9 protein-coding genes are annotated in these 16980 nt (G+C 57.1%); all 9 read left to right on the top strand.

Features of this window, described 5'->3' with window-relative positions:
* Positions 1-326 precede the first annotated feature (326 nt).
* The 9 genes from pckA to cas3f all read left to right on the top strand — a co-directional run bounded on the left by pckA (position 327) and on the right by cas3f (position 16871).
* The gene (gene pckA / locus DWZ54_RS02545) at positions 327-1976 is read left to right on the top strand and encodes a phosphoenolpyruvate carboxykinase (ATP) (protein WP_118474370.1); all 1650 of its coding nucleotides are present in this window, start codon (positions 327-329) and stop codon (positions 1974-1976) included.
* A 220-nt stretch (positions 1977-2196) separates the two neighbouring features.
* Positions 2197-2634 (top strand): hypothetical protein, encoded by a 438-nt coding sequence (locus tag DWZ54_RS02540; RefSeq protein WP_158573596.1) that lies wholly within the window; start codon positions 2197-2199, stop codon positions 2632-2634.
* 103 nt (positions 2635-2737) lie between these two features.
* The gene (locus DWZ54_RS02535) at positions 2738-3979 is read left to right on the top strand and encodes an adenosylhomocysteinase (protein WP_118474368.1); all 1242 of its coding nucleotides are present in this window, start codon (positions 2738-2740) and stop codon (positions 3977-3979) included.
* A 155-nt stretch (positions 3980-4134) separates the two neighbouring features.
* Positions 4135-5415 carry an amidohydrolase gene (locus DWZ54_RS02530; protein ID WP_118474367.1) on the top strand — a complete coding sequence of 427 codons (1281 nt, stop codon included), beginning with the start codon at positions 4135-4137 and terminating at the stop codon, positions 5413-5415.
* Positions 5416-5556: 141 nt separating this feature from the next.
* Positions 5557-8229: a DNA translocase FtsK gene (locus tag DWZ54_RS02525; RefSeq protein ID WP_199663180.1), complete on the top strand. Its 2673-nt coding sequence runs from the start codon at positions 5557-5559 to the stop codon at positions 8227-8229.
* A 224-nt stretch (positions 8230-8453) separates the two neighbouring features.
* Positions 8454-11069 carry an alanine--tRNA ligase gene (gene alaS, locus DWZ54_RS02520; RefSeq protein ID WP_199663197.1) on the top strand — a complete coding sequence of 872 codons (2616 nt, stop codon included), beginning with the start codon at positions 8454-8456 and terminating at the stop codon, positions 11067-11069.
* 65 nt (positions 11070-11134) lie between these two features.
* Positions 11135-12370 carry an HlyD family secretion protein gene (locus DWZ54_RS02515; RefSeq protein WP_118474365.1) on the top strand — a complete coding sequence of 412 codons (1236 nt, stop codon included), beginning with the start codon at positions 11135-11137 and terminating at the stop codon, positions 12368-12370.
* A 168-nt stretch (positions 12371-12538) separates the two neighbouring features.
* Positions 12539-13540: a type I-F CRISPR-associated endonuclease Cas1f gene (gene cas1f, locus DWZ54_RS02510; RefSeq protein ID WP_118474364.1), complete on the top strand. Its 1002-nt coding sequence runs from the start codon at positions 12539-12541 to the stop codon at positions 13538-13540.
* Complete coding sequence (gene cas3f / locus DWZ54_RS02505) at positions 13512-16871, top strand: type I-F CRISPR-associated helicase Cas3f (RefSeq protein WP_118474363.1); 3360 nt, start codon at positions 13512-13514, stop codon at positions 16869-16871. The genes cas1f and cas3f overlap by 29 nt, the downstream gene beginning before the upstream one ends.
* The last annotated feature ends 109 nt before the right edge of the window (positions 16872-16980 follow it).

Genomic DNA, 16980 nt, shown 5'->3' with positions numbered 1-16980 from the left:
CCACGGCCGGCCTTTTTTGCATGAATGCGCCTCAACGCAATGCCTTCCCCGCGCACGGGGAAGGTGCCCCGAAGGGGCGGAAGAGGTCCTTGGACAAGATTTTGCGGAATTTCGCATTTTATCGCTCTCCCTATTAAAAAACAGTAAATAAAGCAAAATAATAGCAATAAATAAAACATTAAAAAGCAGGTGAAATAAATATTTGACATTTATGAATGGATAAGTTAATATAATACTTGAGTTGAGGGTTCACACAAGAAAGACGAATGTGAAATATCTCTCAATAGGTTGAAAAACCAGATTTTGATGAAAGAGGTTGACAGCAAATGGCAAACATCGATCTTAGTCAGTATGGAATCACGGGCGTAACGGAAATCCTCTACAATCCTTCTTACAAGACGTTGTTCGAGGAAGAGACCAAAGAAGGCCTCACGGGCTATGAAAAAGGTCAGGTTTCTGAACTTGGCGCCGTTGATGTTAAGACCGGTATCTTTACGGGCCGTTCTCCGAAAGATAAATTCATTGTTGATGATGAGATCTCCCATGACACGGTATGGTGGGATTCTGAAGAATATCACAACGATAACCACAGAGCTTCCAAGGAAGCCTGGAAGGCTGTAAAGGACATCGCGAAGAAGGAGCTCTCCAACAAGCGCCTGTTCGTCGTCGATGGTTTCTGCGGCGCCAACAAGGACACGCGCATGGCTGTCCGCTTCATCGTGGAAGTTGCATGGCAGGCTCATTTCGTCCGCAACATGTTCATCAAACCGACGCCGGAAGAGGAAGCAAACTTCAAACCGGACTTCGTCGTCTTCAATGCTTCGAAAGCAAAAGTCGAGAACTACAAGGAGCTCGGCCTGCATTCTGATACGGCCGTTGTCTTCAACCTCACGGAGCGCCAGCAGGTCATCATCAACACCTGGTACGGCGGCGAGATGAAGAAGGGCATGTTCTCCATGATGAACTACTTCCTGCCGCTCAAGGGCATCGCTGCCATGCACTGCTCCGCCAACACGGATAAGCAGGGCCAGAACACGGCTATCTTCTTCGGCCTCTCCGGCACGGGCAAGACGACGCTGTCGACGGATCCGAAGCGCCTGCTGATCGGCGATGATGAGCACGGCTGGGATGACGATGGTATCTTCAACTTCGAAGGCGGCTGCTATGCAAAGGTCATCAACCTCGACCAGGATGCAGAGCCGGACATCTTCGGCGCCATCAAGCGCAACGCACTCCTCGAGAACGTTGTCCTCGACGAGAATGGCAAGATCGATTTCGCCGACAAGAGCATCACGGAGAATACGCGTGTATCGTATCCGCTCGATCACATCAAGAGCACGGTCAAGGGCTTTGTCAATGACCGCAGTGCTGCTCCGGCTGCCAAGAGCGTCATCTTCCTCGCAGCCGATGCTTTCGGTGTCCTGCCGCCGGTTTCCATCCTGACGCCGGAACAGATGCAGTATTACTTCCTCTCCGGCTTCACGTCCAAGCTGGCTGGCACGGAGCGCGGCATCACGGAGCCGACGCCGACGTTCTCCGCTTGCTTCGGTCAGGCCTTCCTCGAGCTGCCACCGACGAAATATGCGCATGAACTCGTTAAGCGCGTAAAGGCCAACGGCACGAAGGCATATCTCGTCAACACGGGCTGGAACGGCTATGGCAAGCGCATCTCCATCAAGGATACGCGCGGCATCATCGACGCCATCCACAGCGGTGCCATCAACGAAGCTCCGACGAAGAAGATCCCGTACTTCGGCCTCGAGATCCCGACGAAGCTCGAAGGCGTTGCTACGGAAGTCCTCGATCCGAAGGATACTTACAAGGATCCGTCCAAATCCAAGTGGGATTACAAGGATGAGTCCGAGTGGGACACGAGAGCCAAGAAGCTCGCTCAGATGTTCATCGACAACTTCAATAAGAAGTACACGTTCGATGATGAGGGCAAGGCACTCGTTGCTGCCGGCCCGCAGCTCTGATCCATCAGACATTTGCATCAAAATCTCATATGATAAAAAGAGTCTCGCACGAGGCTCTTTTTTGAATGCCGGAAGCTGATGCACCCCAGGCCCTGTTGGAGAAGTTCTGCATCTGTGCAGAAAGGGGCTTGTCTTGTGCAGGCGTTTCGCCTATACTGGATGCAAGCGCGTCTGGGAAATCCGTGCGCGTCATCAAATCACAGAATAGAGGTCATAAAGCATGAATATTTTCATAAACATGGTGAACCGGGTATCGGTACAATCTTTTGCACGGGCAGGGAAGTCTGCCGGGCGCATGATGTCGAAGGCATTTGGCAAAAAGACCGCGGCGCTTTGCGTGCCGCTCCTGGCTGGGCTCGCATTTTTCGCGGCACCTGCTGTGACGCAGGCAGCCTATGTCACGGCTTACCAGAATATCGTCTACGAGAAGGATGTCGTCGACACGAACAGCATCTACAATCCCGACAAGGATCATTTCAACTGCGTCGTCTACACGTTCCATTCCGACACGGACAAGGGCCAGCCGTACATCTACAAATACATGTACGACGAGGGTGAGATGGTCTGGAAGATCCATGCCGACGGCCAGTGGAACACGGTGGAGTCGGGCTCACTCGCCGCATCGGTCCTCAAGGTCTGCCTGCCGTATCTCAAATGACGGCATGCCTGCGGGCAGGCACTTCGGGCGGGGCCGTCATTTGACAGCCGCTTTGGCGGACACTACAATAAAGATAGCATTACTTTAGGAGGTTTTTTGGCATATGGAATCGATGATCCGTGATATCAAGCTGGCTCCTTCGGGCCACGATAAAATCAATTGGGTGAAGAACTTCATGCCGGTCATGGCGGCCGTGGACAAGGAGTTCTCGGTGTCGAAGCCCTTTGCGGGCAAGAAGATGGTCATTACGCTCCACCTCGAGGCCAAGACGGCTTACATGGCGGAGATCTTCCAGCATGCCGGCGCGGAGGTTGCCATCACGGGCAGCAACCCGCTGTCGACGCAGGACGATGTGGCCGCGGCGCTCGTCGAGGACGGTCTGCACGTCTTTGCCTGGCATGGCTGCACGCCGGAGGAGTACGATACGTTCATCAACAAGGCACTCGACATCCATCCGGATTTCGTCATCGATGACGGCGGCGACCTCGTGCACATGCTGCACACGAAGCGCCGCGAGCTGCTCTCGGGCATTGTCGGCGGTTCGGAGGAGACGACGACGGGCGTGCACCGCCTGCGCGCACTGGCCAATGAGGGCAAGCTCGAATTCCCGATGATCGCGGCCAACGATGCTTACTGCAAATACCTCTTCGACAACCGCTACGGCACGGGCCAGTCGACCTGGGACGGCATCATGCGCACGACGAATGTCGTCATCGCGGGCAAGAACGTCGTCATCGCCGGCTACGGATGGTGCGGCAAGGGCGGCGCGATGCGTGCGCGCGGCCTCGGTGCCAATGTCATCATCACGGAAGTCAATCCCATCAAGGCCATCGAGGCCGTCTTTGACGGCTTCCGCGTCATGCCGATGGACGAGGCCGCGAAGATCGGTGACATCTTCCTGACGCTGACGGGTGACAAGGACATCATCCGCAAGCAGCATTTCGAGGTCATGAAGAACGGTGCCATCCTCGCAAACTCCGGCCATTTCGACGTCGAGATCAACATCCCTGAGCTCGAGTCGCTGTCCGTCTCGCGCCGCACGGTCCGCAAGAACATCGAGGAATTCAAGCTGCACGACGGCCGCAAGCTCTACCTGCTCGCTGAGGGCCGCCTCGTCAACCTCGCCGCCGGCGATGGCCATCCGGCCGAGATTATGGATCTCTCGTTCGGCGTCCAGTTCTTCTCGGCGCTGCACCTCTTGAAGCACGGCAAAGAGATGGAAAAGGGCGTGCACCTCATGCCCGAGGAGATCAACACGAAGATCGCGGAGATCAAGCTCAAGTCCATGGGCGTCGCCATCGACACGCTGACGCCGGAGCAGCGCGCATACCTCAGCATGGCCTGACAAGGGGCCTGCGGATGTGGCCGCGTGCCAGCATTCCGGATAAAACCGAAGAAAACCGGCAGGAATATGACGCATGGCCTTTTCCTGCCGGTTTATTTCTGTTAGGATAAAAAGAGCGAAATCACAGAAAATCATGTACAAGGGGGACTCATCTCGTGAAAACACTCATCAAAGACGCTTACGTACTGCTGCCGGACGGCACGACGCCGCGCACGAACATCCTCATCGACGGGGACAAGATCAAGGCTATCGGCGAAGTGCCCGAGGACTTCCGTCCCGCGAAGATCATCGACGGGCGCAATCATCTGGCCGTGCCGGGCTTCGTCAATGCGCACACGCACGCCTCGATGACGCTTTTGCGCAGCTACGCCGACGACATGAACCTCATGGACTGGCTCAACAACAAGGTCTGGCCCGTCGAAGCCAAGATGAATGAGGACGACATTTACTGGGGCGCGATGCTCGCAGCCGTCGAGATGATCGAGGGCGGCACGACGGCTTTTGCCGACATGTACGGGCCATACATGGACAAGGTCGCCGAGGTTGTCGCTGACTCCGGCCTGCGCGGCGTGCTCTGCCGCGGCATCATCGGCGTGGCTCCGGACGGTGAGAAGAAGCTCGATGAGAACGTCTCGCTCTACAAGGATTTCAACGGCGCTGCCGACGGCCGCATTACCGTCATGTTCGGCCCGCATGCGCCGTATACGTGCCCGCCGGCCTTCCTCAAGAAGGTCGCCGCTGCTGCACAGTCGCTCGGTGCTGAGATCCACATCCACATGCACGAGACGCAGGCCGAGATTGAAGGCTCGCTCAAGGAATACGGCAAGCGCCCGTTTGCCTGGGTGGAGGAGACGGGCCTTTTCGACGGCAGGGGCACGCTCGCTGCACACTGCGTCCATCTTGACGACCATGACATCGAGATCATCAAGAAGCATCACATCCGCGTGGCGCACAATCCGGGCAGCAACATGAAGCTCGCAAGCGGCACGGCGCCGGTGCCGCGCCTCCTCAAGGAAGGCGTCTGCGTCGCCCTCGGCACGGACGGAGCTTCTTCGAACAACAACCTCGACATGCTCGAGGAGATTAACCTCGCCGCGATGCTCCACAAGGTCCACACGCTCGACCCGCTGGCTGTCCCCGCGCGCACGGCCGTCAAGATGGGTACGGAGTACGGCGCCGAGGCCATCGGCCTCAAGGATACCGGCAGACTCGAGGCCGGCTGCAAGGCCGACATCACGCTCTTTGACATGGAGAGCGCCGTCTGGTATCCGCGCCACGACCTCGTGTCGCTTCTGACGTATGCTGCACATGCCGACAGCGTCGACACGGTGCTCGTCGACGGCAAGGTTCTCATGGAGAACCGCGAGCTCACGACGCTCGACAAGGAGCGCATCTTCTTTGAGGCGCAGCGCTGCGCCGAGCGTTTGACAAGATAAGCCGGCTACGATAAGATTAATTCCATAGGGAAGCCCGCCGCTCGTCTCCCGTGCTGGGGAGGACGAAGGGCGGGCTTTCTCCGTCTGCAGCTGTTTTGTTTTGCAATTCATGCACCATATCCATAAATGAGGTGATATTCCTTGACTAAGAAAACGACCAGCCGGCGCAAGACCACAAAGTCAGCGGGCTCCGCGAAGACGGCGCGCACGCGCGGCAAGGGCAGCTCGTCCGGCCGCACACGGTCCTCGGGGAGCGCCGGCAAGGCCAAAAGCACCGGCCGGCGCTATGAGCTCCTGGGACTCGCGCTGCTCGCCGCGGGCCTCCTGTCGATCTGCGGCATCTTCGGCCTCAACGTCGGCTTCGTGGGACTCTACTTTGCCAAATTCCTGCACTACTTCTTCGGCCTCGGCGCCATTGTCATCGCCTTTTTGATCCTGCTCATCGCCTGGCAGTACATCACGAAGCACAGCGGCCCGCGCTACACGCCGCGTTTCTTCGGCCTGCTGGCGCTCTTTGTCTGCGTGCTCGCCATCTACCATCACTTCGTGATTCCCGTCGGCGCGGAGATCATGCCCGACAGCCTGCCGAAGGGCGGCGGTCTGTTGGGCGGCGGTCTGCTGCTGCTCTTGCGCAAGTTCTTCGGCGTCGACGGCACGATCATCATCCTCGGGGCCGGCGTCGTCGGCGCCATCCTGCTCTCGACGACGTGGTCGCTCGCGTCGGGCCTCCTCAAGACGAAGGAGCAGGCGAAAAAGGGCGCCATCGTCGCGGGTTCGGCCATCTCGAACACCTGCGAGCGCGTGGCCGAGGTCGGCAGCCGCGTGGAGGAGCAGCTTTCTGAAACGGTACGCGAGAAGATGCAGCGCCGTTCCTCCTTCTACGACCAGGACGAGGACCCGCATTTCGCGGAAAAGCACGAACCCGCGCCGTATGCTGCGGACGGCAGTGACAATCTGGCCGAGGTCCGCGCCGAGCCTGCCGAGCTCACGCCCGAGCGCACGCCGGACCCCGACGCCTTTAGTCCTGAGGATGCGGGAGAACCCGCCCTGGAGGCGGAAGAGGCCGCAGCGCCGCATTTCACAATTGAATACGGCCGCGGCAGCCAGGCGGGCGAGGGGCTCGCGCCGGCATCCCCTGACGATCCGGCGGCGCATTTTGAAGTGCCGCACACCGAGCCGCTCGTGCCGCCTTCGCCCAGCCCCATGAAGAAGAACCCCGTGCCAGCGCCGTCTTACGACGAAATCGCACCGATCATGCCGGCGGCCGCGCTGCTCGACGGCTCAGCAAAGGGCCCCGTGCCGCACACGGGCGGAGCGCAGGCGGCAGGGGCAGGCACGCCGCCGCAGCCCGCACCCCGGCCTTACGTGCTGCCGCGCGTCACCGACATCCTTTCGAAGCATGTCAAGAAGCACAACGCCGCACTCGAGATCGAGATCGAGGACAAGGCGCGCATCCTGCAGAAGACGCTCGAGGATTTCCACGTCAAGGCCCGCATCATCAACGCCTGCCACGGCCCGGCCGTCACGCGCTACGAGCTCGAGCCGGCCCCTGGCGTCAAGGTCAGCAAGATCACGAATCTCGCCGACGACCTCGCGCTGAGCCTCGCCGCGACCTCCGTGCGCATCGAGCCGATTCCCGGCAAGGCCGCCATCGGCATCGAGGTGCCGAATGCCGAGCTCGAGGGCGTGCAGCTGCGCGAAGTGCTCGAGAACGAAAAATTCCTCGCGGCCAAATCGAAGCTCACCGTCGGCCTCGGCATGGACATCGGCGGCCAGGCCATCTTCGCGGATCTTGCGAAGATGCCGCACCTGCTCGTCGCGGGCGCCACGGGCTCCGGCAAATCCGTCTGCATCAACACGCTCATCACGAGCATCCTATTCAAGGCCAAGCCCGAGGAAGTAAAATTCATCCTCGTTGACCCGAAGATGGTCGAGCTCTCGAACTACAATGGCATCCCGCACCTCATGGTCCCGGTCGTCACCGAAGCCAAGAAAGCCGCTTCCGTGCTCAACTGGTCCGTGCAGGAAATGGAGAAGCGCTACGCGAAATTCGCCGAGCACAACGTCCGCAACATGGAGACGTACAACAATAAATTCCCCGATGACAAGATGCCGGCCATCGTCATCATCATCGACGAGCTCGCCGACCTCATGATGGTCGCGCCGCACGACGTCGAGGACGCCATCTGCCGCCTCGCGCAGAAGGCCCGCGCCGCCGGCATCCACATGGTGCTTGCGACGCAGCGCCCGTCCGTCGACGTCATCACGGGCATCATCAAGGCCAACATCCCCTCGCGCATCTCGTTTGCCGTCTCGAGCCAGATCGACTCGCGCACGATCCTCGACCGCAGCGGCGCCGAAAAGCTCCTCGGCAAGGGCGATATGCTCTTCTACCCGGTCGGTGCAGCCAAGCCGCTGCGCGTGCAGGGCGCCTTCATCAGCGACGACGAGGTCGAGCACCTGCTCGACTTCATCCGTGCGCAGGGGCAGGAGATGGAAGCCAACGAAGAAATCATCACGTTCACGGAGAATGCCATGAAAGAAGAGGAAGAGAAAGAGGAGGGCAAGGGCCGCCGCGCGCCGAAGCGCGACGAACTCCTGCCAGATGCCGTCAACCTCGTCATGTCGACGGGGCAGGCCTCGGCCTCGTCCATCCAGCGCCGCTTCCGCGTCGGCTACACGCGGGCGGCCCGGCTCATCGACGAGATGGAGGAACTCCACATCGTCGGCCCGAACATGGGCAGCAAGCCGCGCGAGATCCTCATGAATTCCGAGCAGGCTCAGGCCGCGCTCGCCGCCGAAGCCGAAGGCTGACGCCGGAAGGTGGCAGATGCGATGCGCAGACCGGCGGATCCCGGCAGTTTTTTGGCCGTTTGCTGGGAAGTTTTTTGCGAACTCGGGGAAACTACTGGAAAAGAACGGGAGCATTGTGGTATACTGAGGGTTAGTTAACGTACAAAACCAGAGCACGCGGGATGCTGGCCGCTTGTGTCAGCGTAAACCGGCGTCTCTTATGGGGGTAGATTTTTTTGAAGTACATGAGTGGTAACGATCTGCGTGAAGCCTATCTGCAGTTCTTTGCAGAGAAGAAAGGCCATCTGCGCCTGCCGAGCTTTTCGCTGATCCCGAAAGATGATCCGACGCTGCTTTTGATCGGTGCTGGCATGGCGCCGCTGAAGCCGTTCTTCACGGGCAAGATGAAGCCGCCCCGCACGCGCGTGACGACGAGCCAGCGCTGCGTCCGCACGGGCGACATCGAGAACGTCGGCCGCACGGCGCGCCATCAGACGTTCTTCGAAATGCTCGGCAACTTCTCGTTTGGCGATTATTTCAAGGGCGAAGCCATTCCCTGGGCCTGGGAATTCCTGACGGAAGTCATCGAGCTGCCGAAGGACAAGCTCTGGGTCACGGTATACCCGGACGACACGGAAGCCATCGAAATCTGGAAATCCCAGCCGGGCTTCCCGCAGGATCACATCGTCAAGATGGATGACAACTTCTGGGAAATCGGCCCTGGCCCGTGCGGCCCGGACTCCGAGATCTACATCGACCTCGGTGAAGAGCGCGGCTGCGGCTCGCCGACGTGCGCCGTCGGCTGCGACTGCGACCGCTACCTCGAGATCTGGAACCTCGTCTTCACGCAGTACGACCGCCAGGAAGACGGCTCCTACAAGAATCTCGCCCATAAGAACATCGATACGGGCTGCGGCCTCGAGCGCCTCGCCTCCGTCGTCCAGAACAAGAAGACGAACTTCGAGACGGACCTCCTGTACCCGATCATCGAATACGCGGCCAAGGTTGCCGGCGTCGAATACGGCAAGGACGAAAAGACGGACATCTCCCTCAAGGTCATCGCTGACCACGCCCGCTCCATGGCCGTCATGATCATGGACGGCATCCTGCCGTCGAACGAGGGACGCGGCTACGTGCTGCGCCGCATCCTGCGCCGCGCCGTCCGCCATGGCCGCATGCTCGGCATCAAGGGCAAATTCCTCGAGGGCGCCGTTGACGCCGTCGTCGACATCTACCGCGATGCCAGCGACTTCGGCGAACTCGTCGCCAAGCACGACTACATCAAGAAAGTCATCAGCATCGAGGAAGACCGCTTCGCGGCCACCCTCAACCAGGGCATGGAGCTCCTCGACGCTGAGATTGCCGAACTCAAGAAGGAAGGCAAGGAGCAGCTGCCGGGCGAGATCGGCTTCCGCCTCTACGATACCTTCGGCTTCCCGTGGGAACTCACGGAAGAGATTCTGCACGAGAACGGCCTCGACCTCGACAAAGAAGGCTTTGACAAGGCCATGGACGAGCAGCGCGAGCGTGCGCGCAGCGCGCGTGCCGAGAACCAGCGCGTCGCCGTGCCGGACCTCTCGGGCATCGACGTCTCGAAGCTCACGGTTGACCCCGAAGCCAAAGAGGGCAAGGTCGTCGCCATCTGGAAGGACGGCAAGCTCGTCGACATGATCACCGACGGCGAAGAAGCCGGCATCATCCTCGACAAGACCCCATTCTACGCTGAAGGCGGCGGACAGGTCGGTGACGAAGGCATGCTCATCGGCGAATTCGGCCGCATCAAGGCCGTCAACGCCAAGAAGCTGCCGGACGGCACGGTCTACCATGTCGCCTACGTCGAAGAAGGCCAGCTCAAGGTTGGTGAGACGGTAAAGATTGAAGTCGACCAGGTCAAGAAGCTCGCTTCGGCCCGCAACCACACGGCCACGCATCTCCTGCAGGCCGCGCTCAAGCGCGTCGTCGGCGACCAGATCAATCAGGCCGGTTCCCTCGTCACGCCGGAACGCCTGCGCTTCGACTTCACGAACTTCGAGCCCGTCACGGCTCAGCAGCTCGCTGACGTCGAGGAACTCGTCAACACGGTCATCCTCAAGGGCCAGGATGTTGAGATCACGCACATGAGCCTCGAGGAAGCCAAGAAATCGGGCGCAATGGCCCTCTTCTCCGAGAAATACGGCGATGTCGTGCGCGTCGTCTCCGTACCGGGCTTCTCCAAGGAGCTCTGCGCCGGCTCCCACGTCAAGAACGTCGGCCAGATTGGTATGTTCAAGATCATCAGCGAGACGGGCGTCGCTTCGGGCGTGCGCCGCATCGAGGCCATCACGGGCCAGGCTGCACTCGACTACGTCAATGGCAAGCTCGCCATTCTCTCGCAGGCTGCCGGCAAGCTCAAGACGAACGAGGACGATATCGTCGCAGCCGTCGAGAAACTCCAGGCAGAGAACAAAGAGATGTCCGGCAAGCTCGCCGAAGTCGCCGCCATGCAGGAAAAGGCCGATGCCCAGCAGCTCGTGGCCGGTGTCCAGCATGTCGGTGATATCGCCGTCATCGCCGGCAAGGCCAACGTCGAGAATATGGACGGCCTGCGCGAAGTCGCCGACCTCACGCTCGGCAAGCTCGAGAGCGGCGTCGTCGTACTCGCCTGCGTCAACGGGGATAAAGTCAACCTCGTCGTCAAGGCTTCCAAAGATGTGGTCAAGAAAGGCATCCATGCCGGCAAGATCATCAAGGAAGCAGCCGCAGTCGTCGGTGGCGGCGGCGGCGGACGCCCGGATATGGCACAGGCCGGCGGCAAGGACGCTGCGGCTCTGCCGAAGGCGTTCGACAAGGCCATCGAAGTCATCAAGGCACAGCTCGGCTGAGAATTCGTATAGAAGCAACAACCTCCCTCGCTATGAGGGAGGTTTTGTAGGTGGAGGACTCAATCTTGGAAGTTGATATCACAAAAAAAGTACAATACCTGATGAAATACGGCCTGCCGGGCCTTATCATCATCGCGGTGCTCTGTGCCGGCGGCATCTACTACTACCAGCACCAGCACAAGTATTTCAATGTTTACGATGCGCAGGTCGCCAGCTCGCTCGTCGCCTCCAAGGCCCGCACGAACGGCACGATCACCGAACTCGTCGTGGCGGACGGCGAACACGTCGAAGCCGGCGATGTCATCGCGCACATCGAGAGCAGCATCACGGATGACCAGATCCAGCAGCTCGAGCAGAACGTCGCGCTCTCGCAGCGCAACCTCGACGAGATCAAGAAGGGCCAGACCGTGACCGTCGCCGTGCCGAGCGCCGCACCGGCTCCAGCCGCCTCCTCCTCGGGCGGCTCTTCCGCAAGCGTCGCGAGCGCCGCCGCCCGCATGCAGCGCATGAACGAGCTCTTCGAGATGGGCGCCATCAGCGCCGTGCAGCGTGACCAGGCCGCCGCCGACTACCAGGCAGCCAAGGCCGCTGCATCTTCAAGCGCTCCTGCCGCCTCCTCGCCGGCCGTGACGTACCAGACGACGACGCAGCCGCCTGACCCCAAGGCCGTGCAGAACGCCGAGCTCCAGCTCCGCCAGGCCCAGGCCGCACTCGACAACGCCAAGCAGGACGCTCAGCAGACCGACATCGTCGCCCCGGTTGCCGGCACCGTCTACTATGCCTCCGACATCATGGAAGGTGCCGTCGTAACGGCCGGCCAGACCGTTGCAAATGTCGGCAACGCCGACGACATCTGGGTCGAAGCCAAGGTCAAGGCCGACCAGGGCCAGAAGCTCCGCCTCGGCCAGTTCGCCTCCTACGAGATCGACGGCCACAAGCTCCAGGGCTCCATCCAGGACATCGAAACGGCCGCTGACAAAGCCGCAGCCGATAAAGCCGCCCAGCAGGAAGCCGACCAGGCTCTCGGCATCAACGACAACGCCAATACCGGCAGTGCCAATCATGCCAGTGCCGCCGACAACAGTGCGGCAGATACCAGCCAGAGCGCTGACAACCAGAACGGCACGGCCCAGAACGGCAACGCCACGCAGGGAAGCCCCAGCCCCAAGACGACCACAGACACCGAGAACGCCGATGTCGACGACGACACCCTGATCGTCAAGATTTCCATCCCGACCGGCCTCTCCTTCGACCTCAAACCCGGCATGAAAGCCATCGTCAAATTCGCCCTGAATGGCTGAGCCAGTATCTGAATCCATTTCATCACGCTAACAAATCCCCCTCGATGTAAATATTCATCGATGGGGATTTTTATCTGTTGGTTTCAAGCGCACATCATTTTAGTGTATACTATAAATATCGTAGTAGTTCGTTATTAATGGATTGTACGCTATGATGAAGGTGATGTCATGACAAAATCAGAAATTGAAGCATCGAATTTAAAAGTCATTCTGCATTCCAAGAGGGCAAATATCTATTACCTGGAAAAGTGCCGAGTGATGCAGAAGGATGGACGTGTGCTTTATCTGACAGAGGGAAAGCGGGAAAATCAGTATTGGAATATACCGATTGCGAATACGACAGTGCTGCTGTTGGGGACGGGTACATCCATCACACAAGCTGCGATGCGGATGCTAGCTATGGCGGGTGTCATGGTTGGGTTTTGCGGCAATGGTGGGACACCCTTGCTTTCAGGAATGGAAATCGAATGGCTCAGTCCTCAGAGCGAATACCGGCCAACGGAATATGTGCAGGGATGGCTTTCCTTTTGGTTTCAGGCCGATAAGCGGTTAACAGCGGCAAAGGAGTTCCAGCTGAAGCGGTGCCAGTTTATCGAGCAGGTCTGGCAGAAAGATCGCGACTTGCAGAGCTGGGGCTTTTATGCAGATGATGATGAAATCCAGTCGGCTATGCATCGCTTTCAGCGGGTCATCCGGCAAGCCATGGATATCAAACAATTGCTGGCAGGCGAGGCCATCTTTACGAAAGCGCTTTATAAATATGCGAGTGAACACGCCAATATGCCAGACTTTGTCCGCCTTCATGATGCTCCTGCAGGAGATAAGGCCAATATCTTCCTAAATCACGGCAATTACCTGGCTTATGGCCTGGCTGCAGTCACCCTCTGGGTATTGGGAATACCGCATGGTTTTGCTGTCATGCACGGGAAGACGCGGCGCGGTGCCTTGGTCTTCGACGTTGCCGATCTCGTAAAAGATGCCATTGTCCTGCCGGGTGCATTTATCTGCGCCGAAGATGACATCCGAGATCAGGAATTTCGTTCGTATTGCCTGCAGAAATTTACGGAACACAAGGTAATGGACTTCTTGTTCGAAGAAGTAAAGCGCGTGAGCCAATTGTGGGGAAAGGAGGGACCGTATCATGATGGTGTTGTTTACCAGTCGCAGTGAAAAGAAAGCCCTGTTGACGGTTCGCCGTATCTTGGATCAATTTGCAGATCGAATCGGCAATGACACATGGCAGACCATCATGACACAGGAAGGCGTACAGGAGGTCAGGACGCTCCTGCGCCGGAGCGCGACGAAAAGCACGGCAGTGTCCTGCCGCTGGATTCGCTCGCGCAATCGCAGTCAGCTCCTATGGGTGGTGGGAAACCGTGATAAATTCAATGAAGAAGGCCTGGTGCCCGTCAATACAACACGAAAAAATATCTTGCATAAGGAGTGGGAAGGTGGTTGGCCATATCTATCCCTGCTCAAAGCATTGGTATCTGTTGCAGCACTTTTTCACGATTGGGGTAAATCATCCGATCACTTCCAGAAAAAACTGCGGTCATCATCGATGGAGAAAGACCCGTATCGTCATGAGTGGGTCTCCTGCCAATTGTTGGCAGTCGTAGCGAGAATCAGTGGAGACACGCAGGATGACGATGCCTGGATGCATCTCTTCTTGGAGGGCAATTTAAAAAAGACCACCTTAAAGAGTGAGATGAAGAAGCAAAGCGAACATGCGCAGGCATTGCCGAAGATGCCACCAATCATGCGCATGCTGGCGTGGCTGATTCTGTCGCATCATCATTTGCCCGTAACGCGGAATGAGACGGAATGCAAAATCTGCGCCGAAAATTTGCCCATGTCATTGGAGAGTCTTTTTTCAATGATTAAAGCTGGATGGGGGTATGAAGGCGTTGTCCCAGCAGGGAAGGATCCCTGTTTTTCTTTTTCAAAAGGCTTCCTGCTGGATGATGATGACTGGAATAAGGCAGTCAAAAAATGGCTGACCCGTCTGCTCCGGGAAAAAGCACAGCTGCAGCATCTCTGTACGGATTCAAGCCTGGCCTTGCGCCCGCTCCTTCTATATGCGCGGGAATCCCTGATGCTGGCAGACCACTTTGTTTCTTCTCAAAAGCATCAGACAGATGTGCCGATAGAAGAACAGAAAAAGGTTTTATATGCCAATACAGATGGAGATAAGCTCTGTGATAAATTGTCTTCTCATTTAACACGTGTGGCTGCTCAAGCTGTCAATATTGCGCACCAGCTGCCCCTCTTTGCAAGCGGGATGGATGTGGCCGATACCGTGCGGTTTACGCCGGCAAAGTCGCCCTATCAGTGGCAGGACAAGGCTGTTCGCGAAATCCAATCGGCAAAACAGGATGGAATGGATCAGGCCTGGTTTATTCTGAATATGGCAAGTACGGGCTGTGGCAAGACCACTGCCAATGCCAAACTGATGCAGGCTTTGTCACCAGATGGCAAGGTCATGCGATATACGTTGGCACTGGGTTTGCGCTCGTTGACGCTCCAGACAGGCAGTGAATATCGGGAACGCATGCATCTGACGAAAGATGAATTGGCTGTAATCATCGGTTCCCAAGCTGTCGAATCGCTGCACCAGCAGGAGAAAGAGAATGACAATACAGAGTTGGAACAGAAAGGCTCGCCTTGTGATATCGGTGGCTCGGGAGAAGAAGAACTCCTGGAAGACATGCTTTCCTTCGAGGATAATTTCACGCACGATCAGTTGAAGTATCTGGACATTTACCTGGATGGGCGCAAGAATCCACAGGCGAAGAAAAATGGCGCTTTCCTGTTCAAGCCTGTACTGGTTGCGACAATCGACCAGATTATCCGTGCGACAGAGGTGACGCGCGGAGGGAAGGCACTATTGCCTTTCCTGCGGATGATGTCAGCGGATCTCGTCATTGATGAAGTGGACGATTTTTCACCGGAGGATTTGACAGCCGTCGCCCGTCTCGTCCATTTAGCGGGTATGCTCGGACGCAATGTGATTTTGTCTTCTGCGACGATTCCGCCGGACTTGGCACAGGGAATGTATCAGGCTTATCAGGATGGCCTGTGCTGCTATAATGCATTTTCAGAGCAGGCGAAAACGATGACTGCTGTCTGGGTGGATGAGTTCCGTTCTGCATCCTCCGCCATACCGCTGCAACAGCCGAAGCAGTATAAGCTGGCCCATAAAAACTTTATTGAGAAGCGCGTCAAGAAGCTGCGGACACAGGTCGTGAAGCGGAAAGCTGTCGTAATTCCTTGCCAGCCGCAGGCAACGAAAGACCTGTCCTGGCAATCGTATGTTGCGGCTATGAAACAGGCTGTCCAGCAGCTTCATAGTAATCACCATGTCATTGATGAGAAAACGGGCAAGGAAGTGTCCTTTGGCCTCGTGCGACTTGCCAATATCAATCCCTGTGTCAATATGACACTTTCCCTGTTGTCGACTGACTGGCCGGATGATACAGCGGTGTTCCTCATGTGCTATCACAGCCGCCAGGTCTTGCTGCTCCGTCATGAACAGGAAATGTATCTTGATCATGTTTTGTGCCGCAAGCAAGAGAAGGGAGGCCGAATAGCCTTCCAAGATACAATCCTTCGTGCTCATTTGGATAAAAGTCAAAAGCAGCGTTGCATTTTCTTGGTAATTGCCACTCCGGTAGAAGAAATTGGACGTGACCATGATTTTGATTGGGCCATTGTAGAACCTTCTTCTTATCGCTCGATTATTCAGCTGGCAGGGCGTGTACATCGTCATCGTCCGTGTCTGCAGGATATATCTGCCCCGAATATTGGCGTCATGCAGTTTAATTGGAAGGGGATGACCAATCCCGGACAGAGAGTCGTCTTCTGTAGACCCGGTTTCGAAAAAACTCCACATTATCTGTTGCAGAGCCATGATATGGAAGATTTAGTGCCTGACGATAATTGGGCGCATATCGATGCAATCCCTCGCGTGCAAATTCCAAGGCCGCTGCGTCCTCAGTCTCAATTGATTGACTTAGAACACCAGAGATTGGCAGATTGGCGTAGTCTCGACGATAAATCACCGGACAAAGTGGGTGGCTGGCAGCAGACTTGCTGGTGGATGACAGGCTTACCACAGTATCTGTGTCCGTTCCGTGCAGGGGTTCCTGATAAAGACCTGTGCTATCGATACGATGCAGAGAAGGGGATGTTGGGCTTCTATAAAATAGATAAGGGTGAATATATACCCTACGGGGATATGTGCAATCTGAAATCATACCCTGAGGAGAAGCTGAATCCTTACAGAGAGCGGTTCTGGTTGCCACGCTCTTATATGGCGTCTCTTCAGGCGCAAGCTGCTAGAAAAATGCATTCCGATGAAGATGAAGGAAATGTTCTGCAGCGCATATCCGAGCGATATGGTCAGTTGACTCTTCCAGGCTATGAAGATGAATCAGCCAGGACATACTGGTATGATGATCAGCTGGGAGCATTTCATATCTTGGTGAAGGAAAGAAAGTGATAGTCAGTTGAGCTCGTTTCTGTTATAATAAATCAGTAATATCTGCCGTGTAGGCAGCTTAGAAAGTAGTTATATTCTGGAGTTATTTATCTGCCGCACAGGCAGCTTC

This window comes from Mitsuokella sp. AF33-22, assembly GCF_003475755.1.
In the GTDB taxonomy this organism is placed as follows: Bacteria; Bacillota; Negativicutes; order Selenomonadales; family Selenomonadaceae; genus Mitsuokella.
Note: the sequence above shows the minus strand (reverse complement) of the source record. Positions and strands in the feature narration are given on the sequence as shown.

Coding starts and splice junctions, on each gene's coding strand:
- pckA (WP_118474370.1), top strand. CDS start 327: ATGGCAAACATCGATCTTAGTCAGTATGGAATCACGGGCGTAACGGAA.
- DWZ54_RS02540 (WP_158573596.1), top strand. CDS start 2,197: ATGAATATTTTCATAAACATGGTGAACCGGGTATCGGTACAATCTTTT.
- DWZ54_RS02535 (WP_118474368.1), top strand. CDS start 2,738: ATGGAATCGATGATCCGTGATATCAAGCTGGCTCCTTCGGGCCACGAT.
- alaS (WP_199663197.1), top strand. CDS start 8,454: ATGAGTGGTAACGATCTGCGTGAAGCCTATCTGCAGTTCTTTGCAGAG.
- cas1f (WP_118474364.1), top strand. CDS start 12,539: ATGACAAAATCAGAAATTGAAGCATCGAATTTAAAAGTCATTCTGCAT.
- cas3f (WP_118474363.1), top strand. CDS start 13,512: ATGATGGTGTTGTTTACCAGTCGCAGTGAAAAGAAAGCCCTGTTGACG.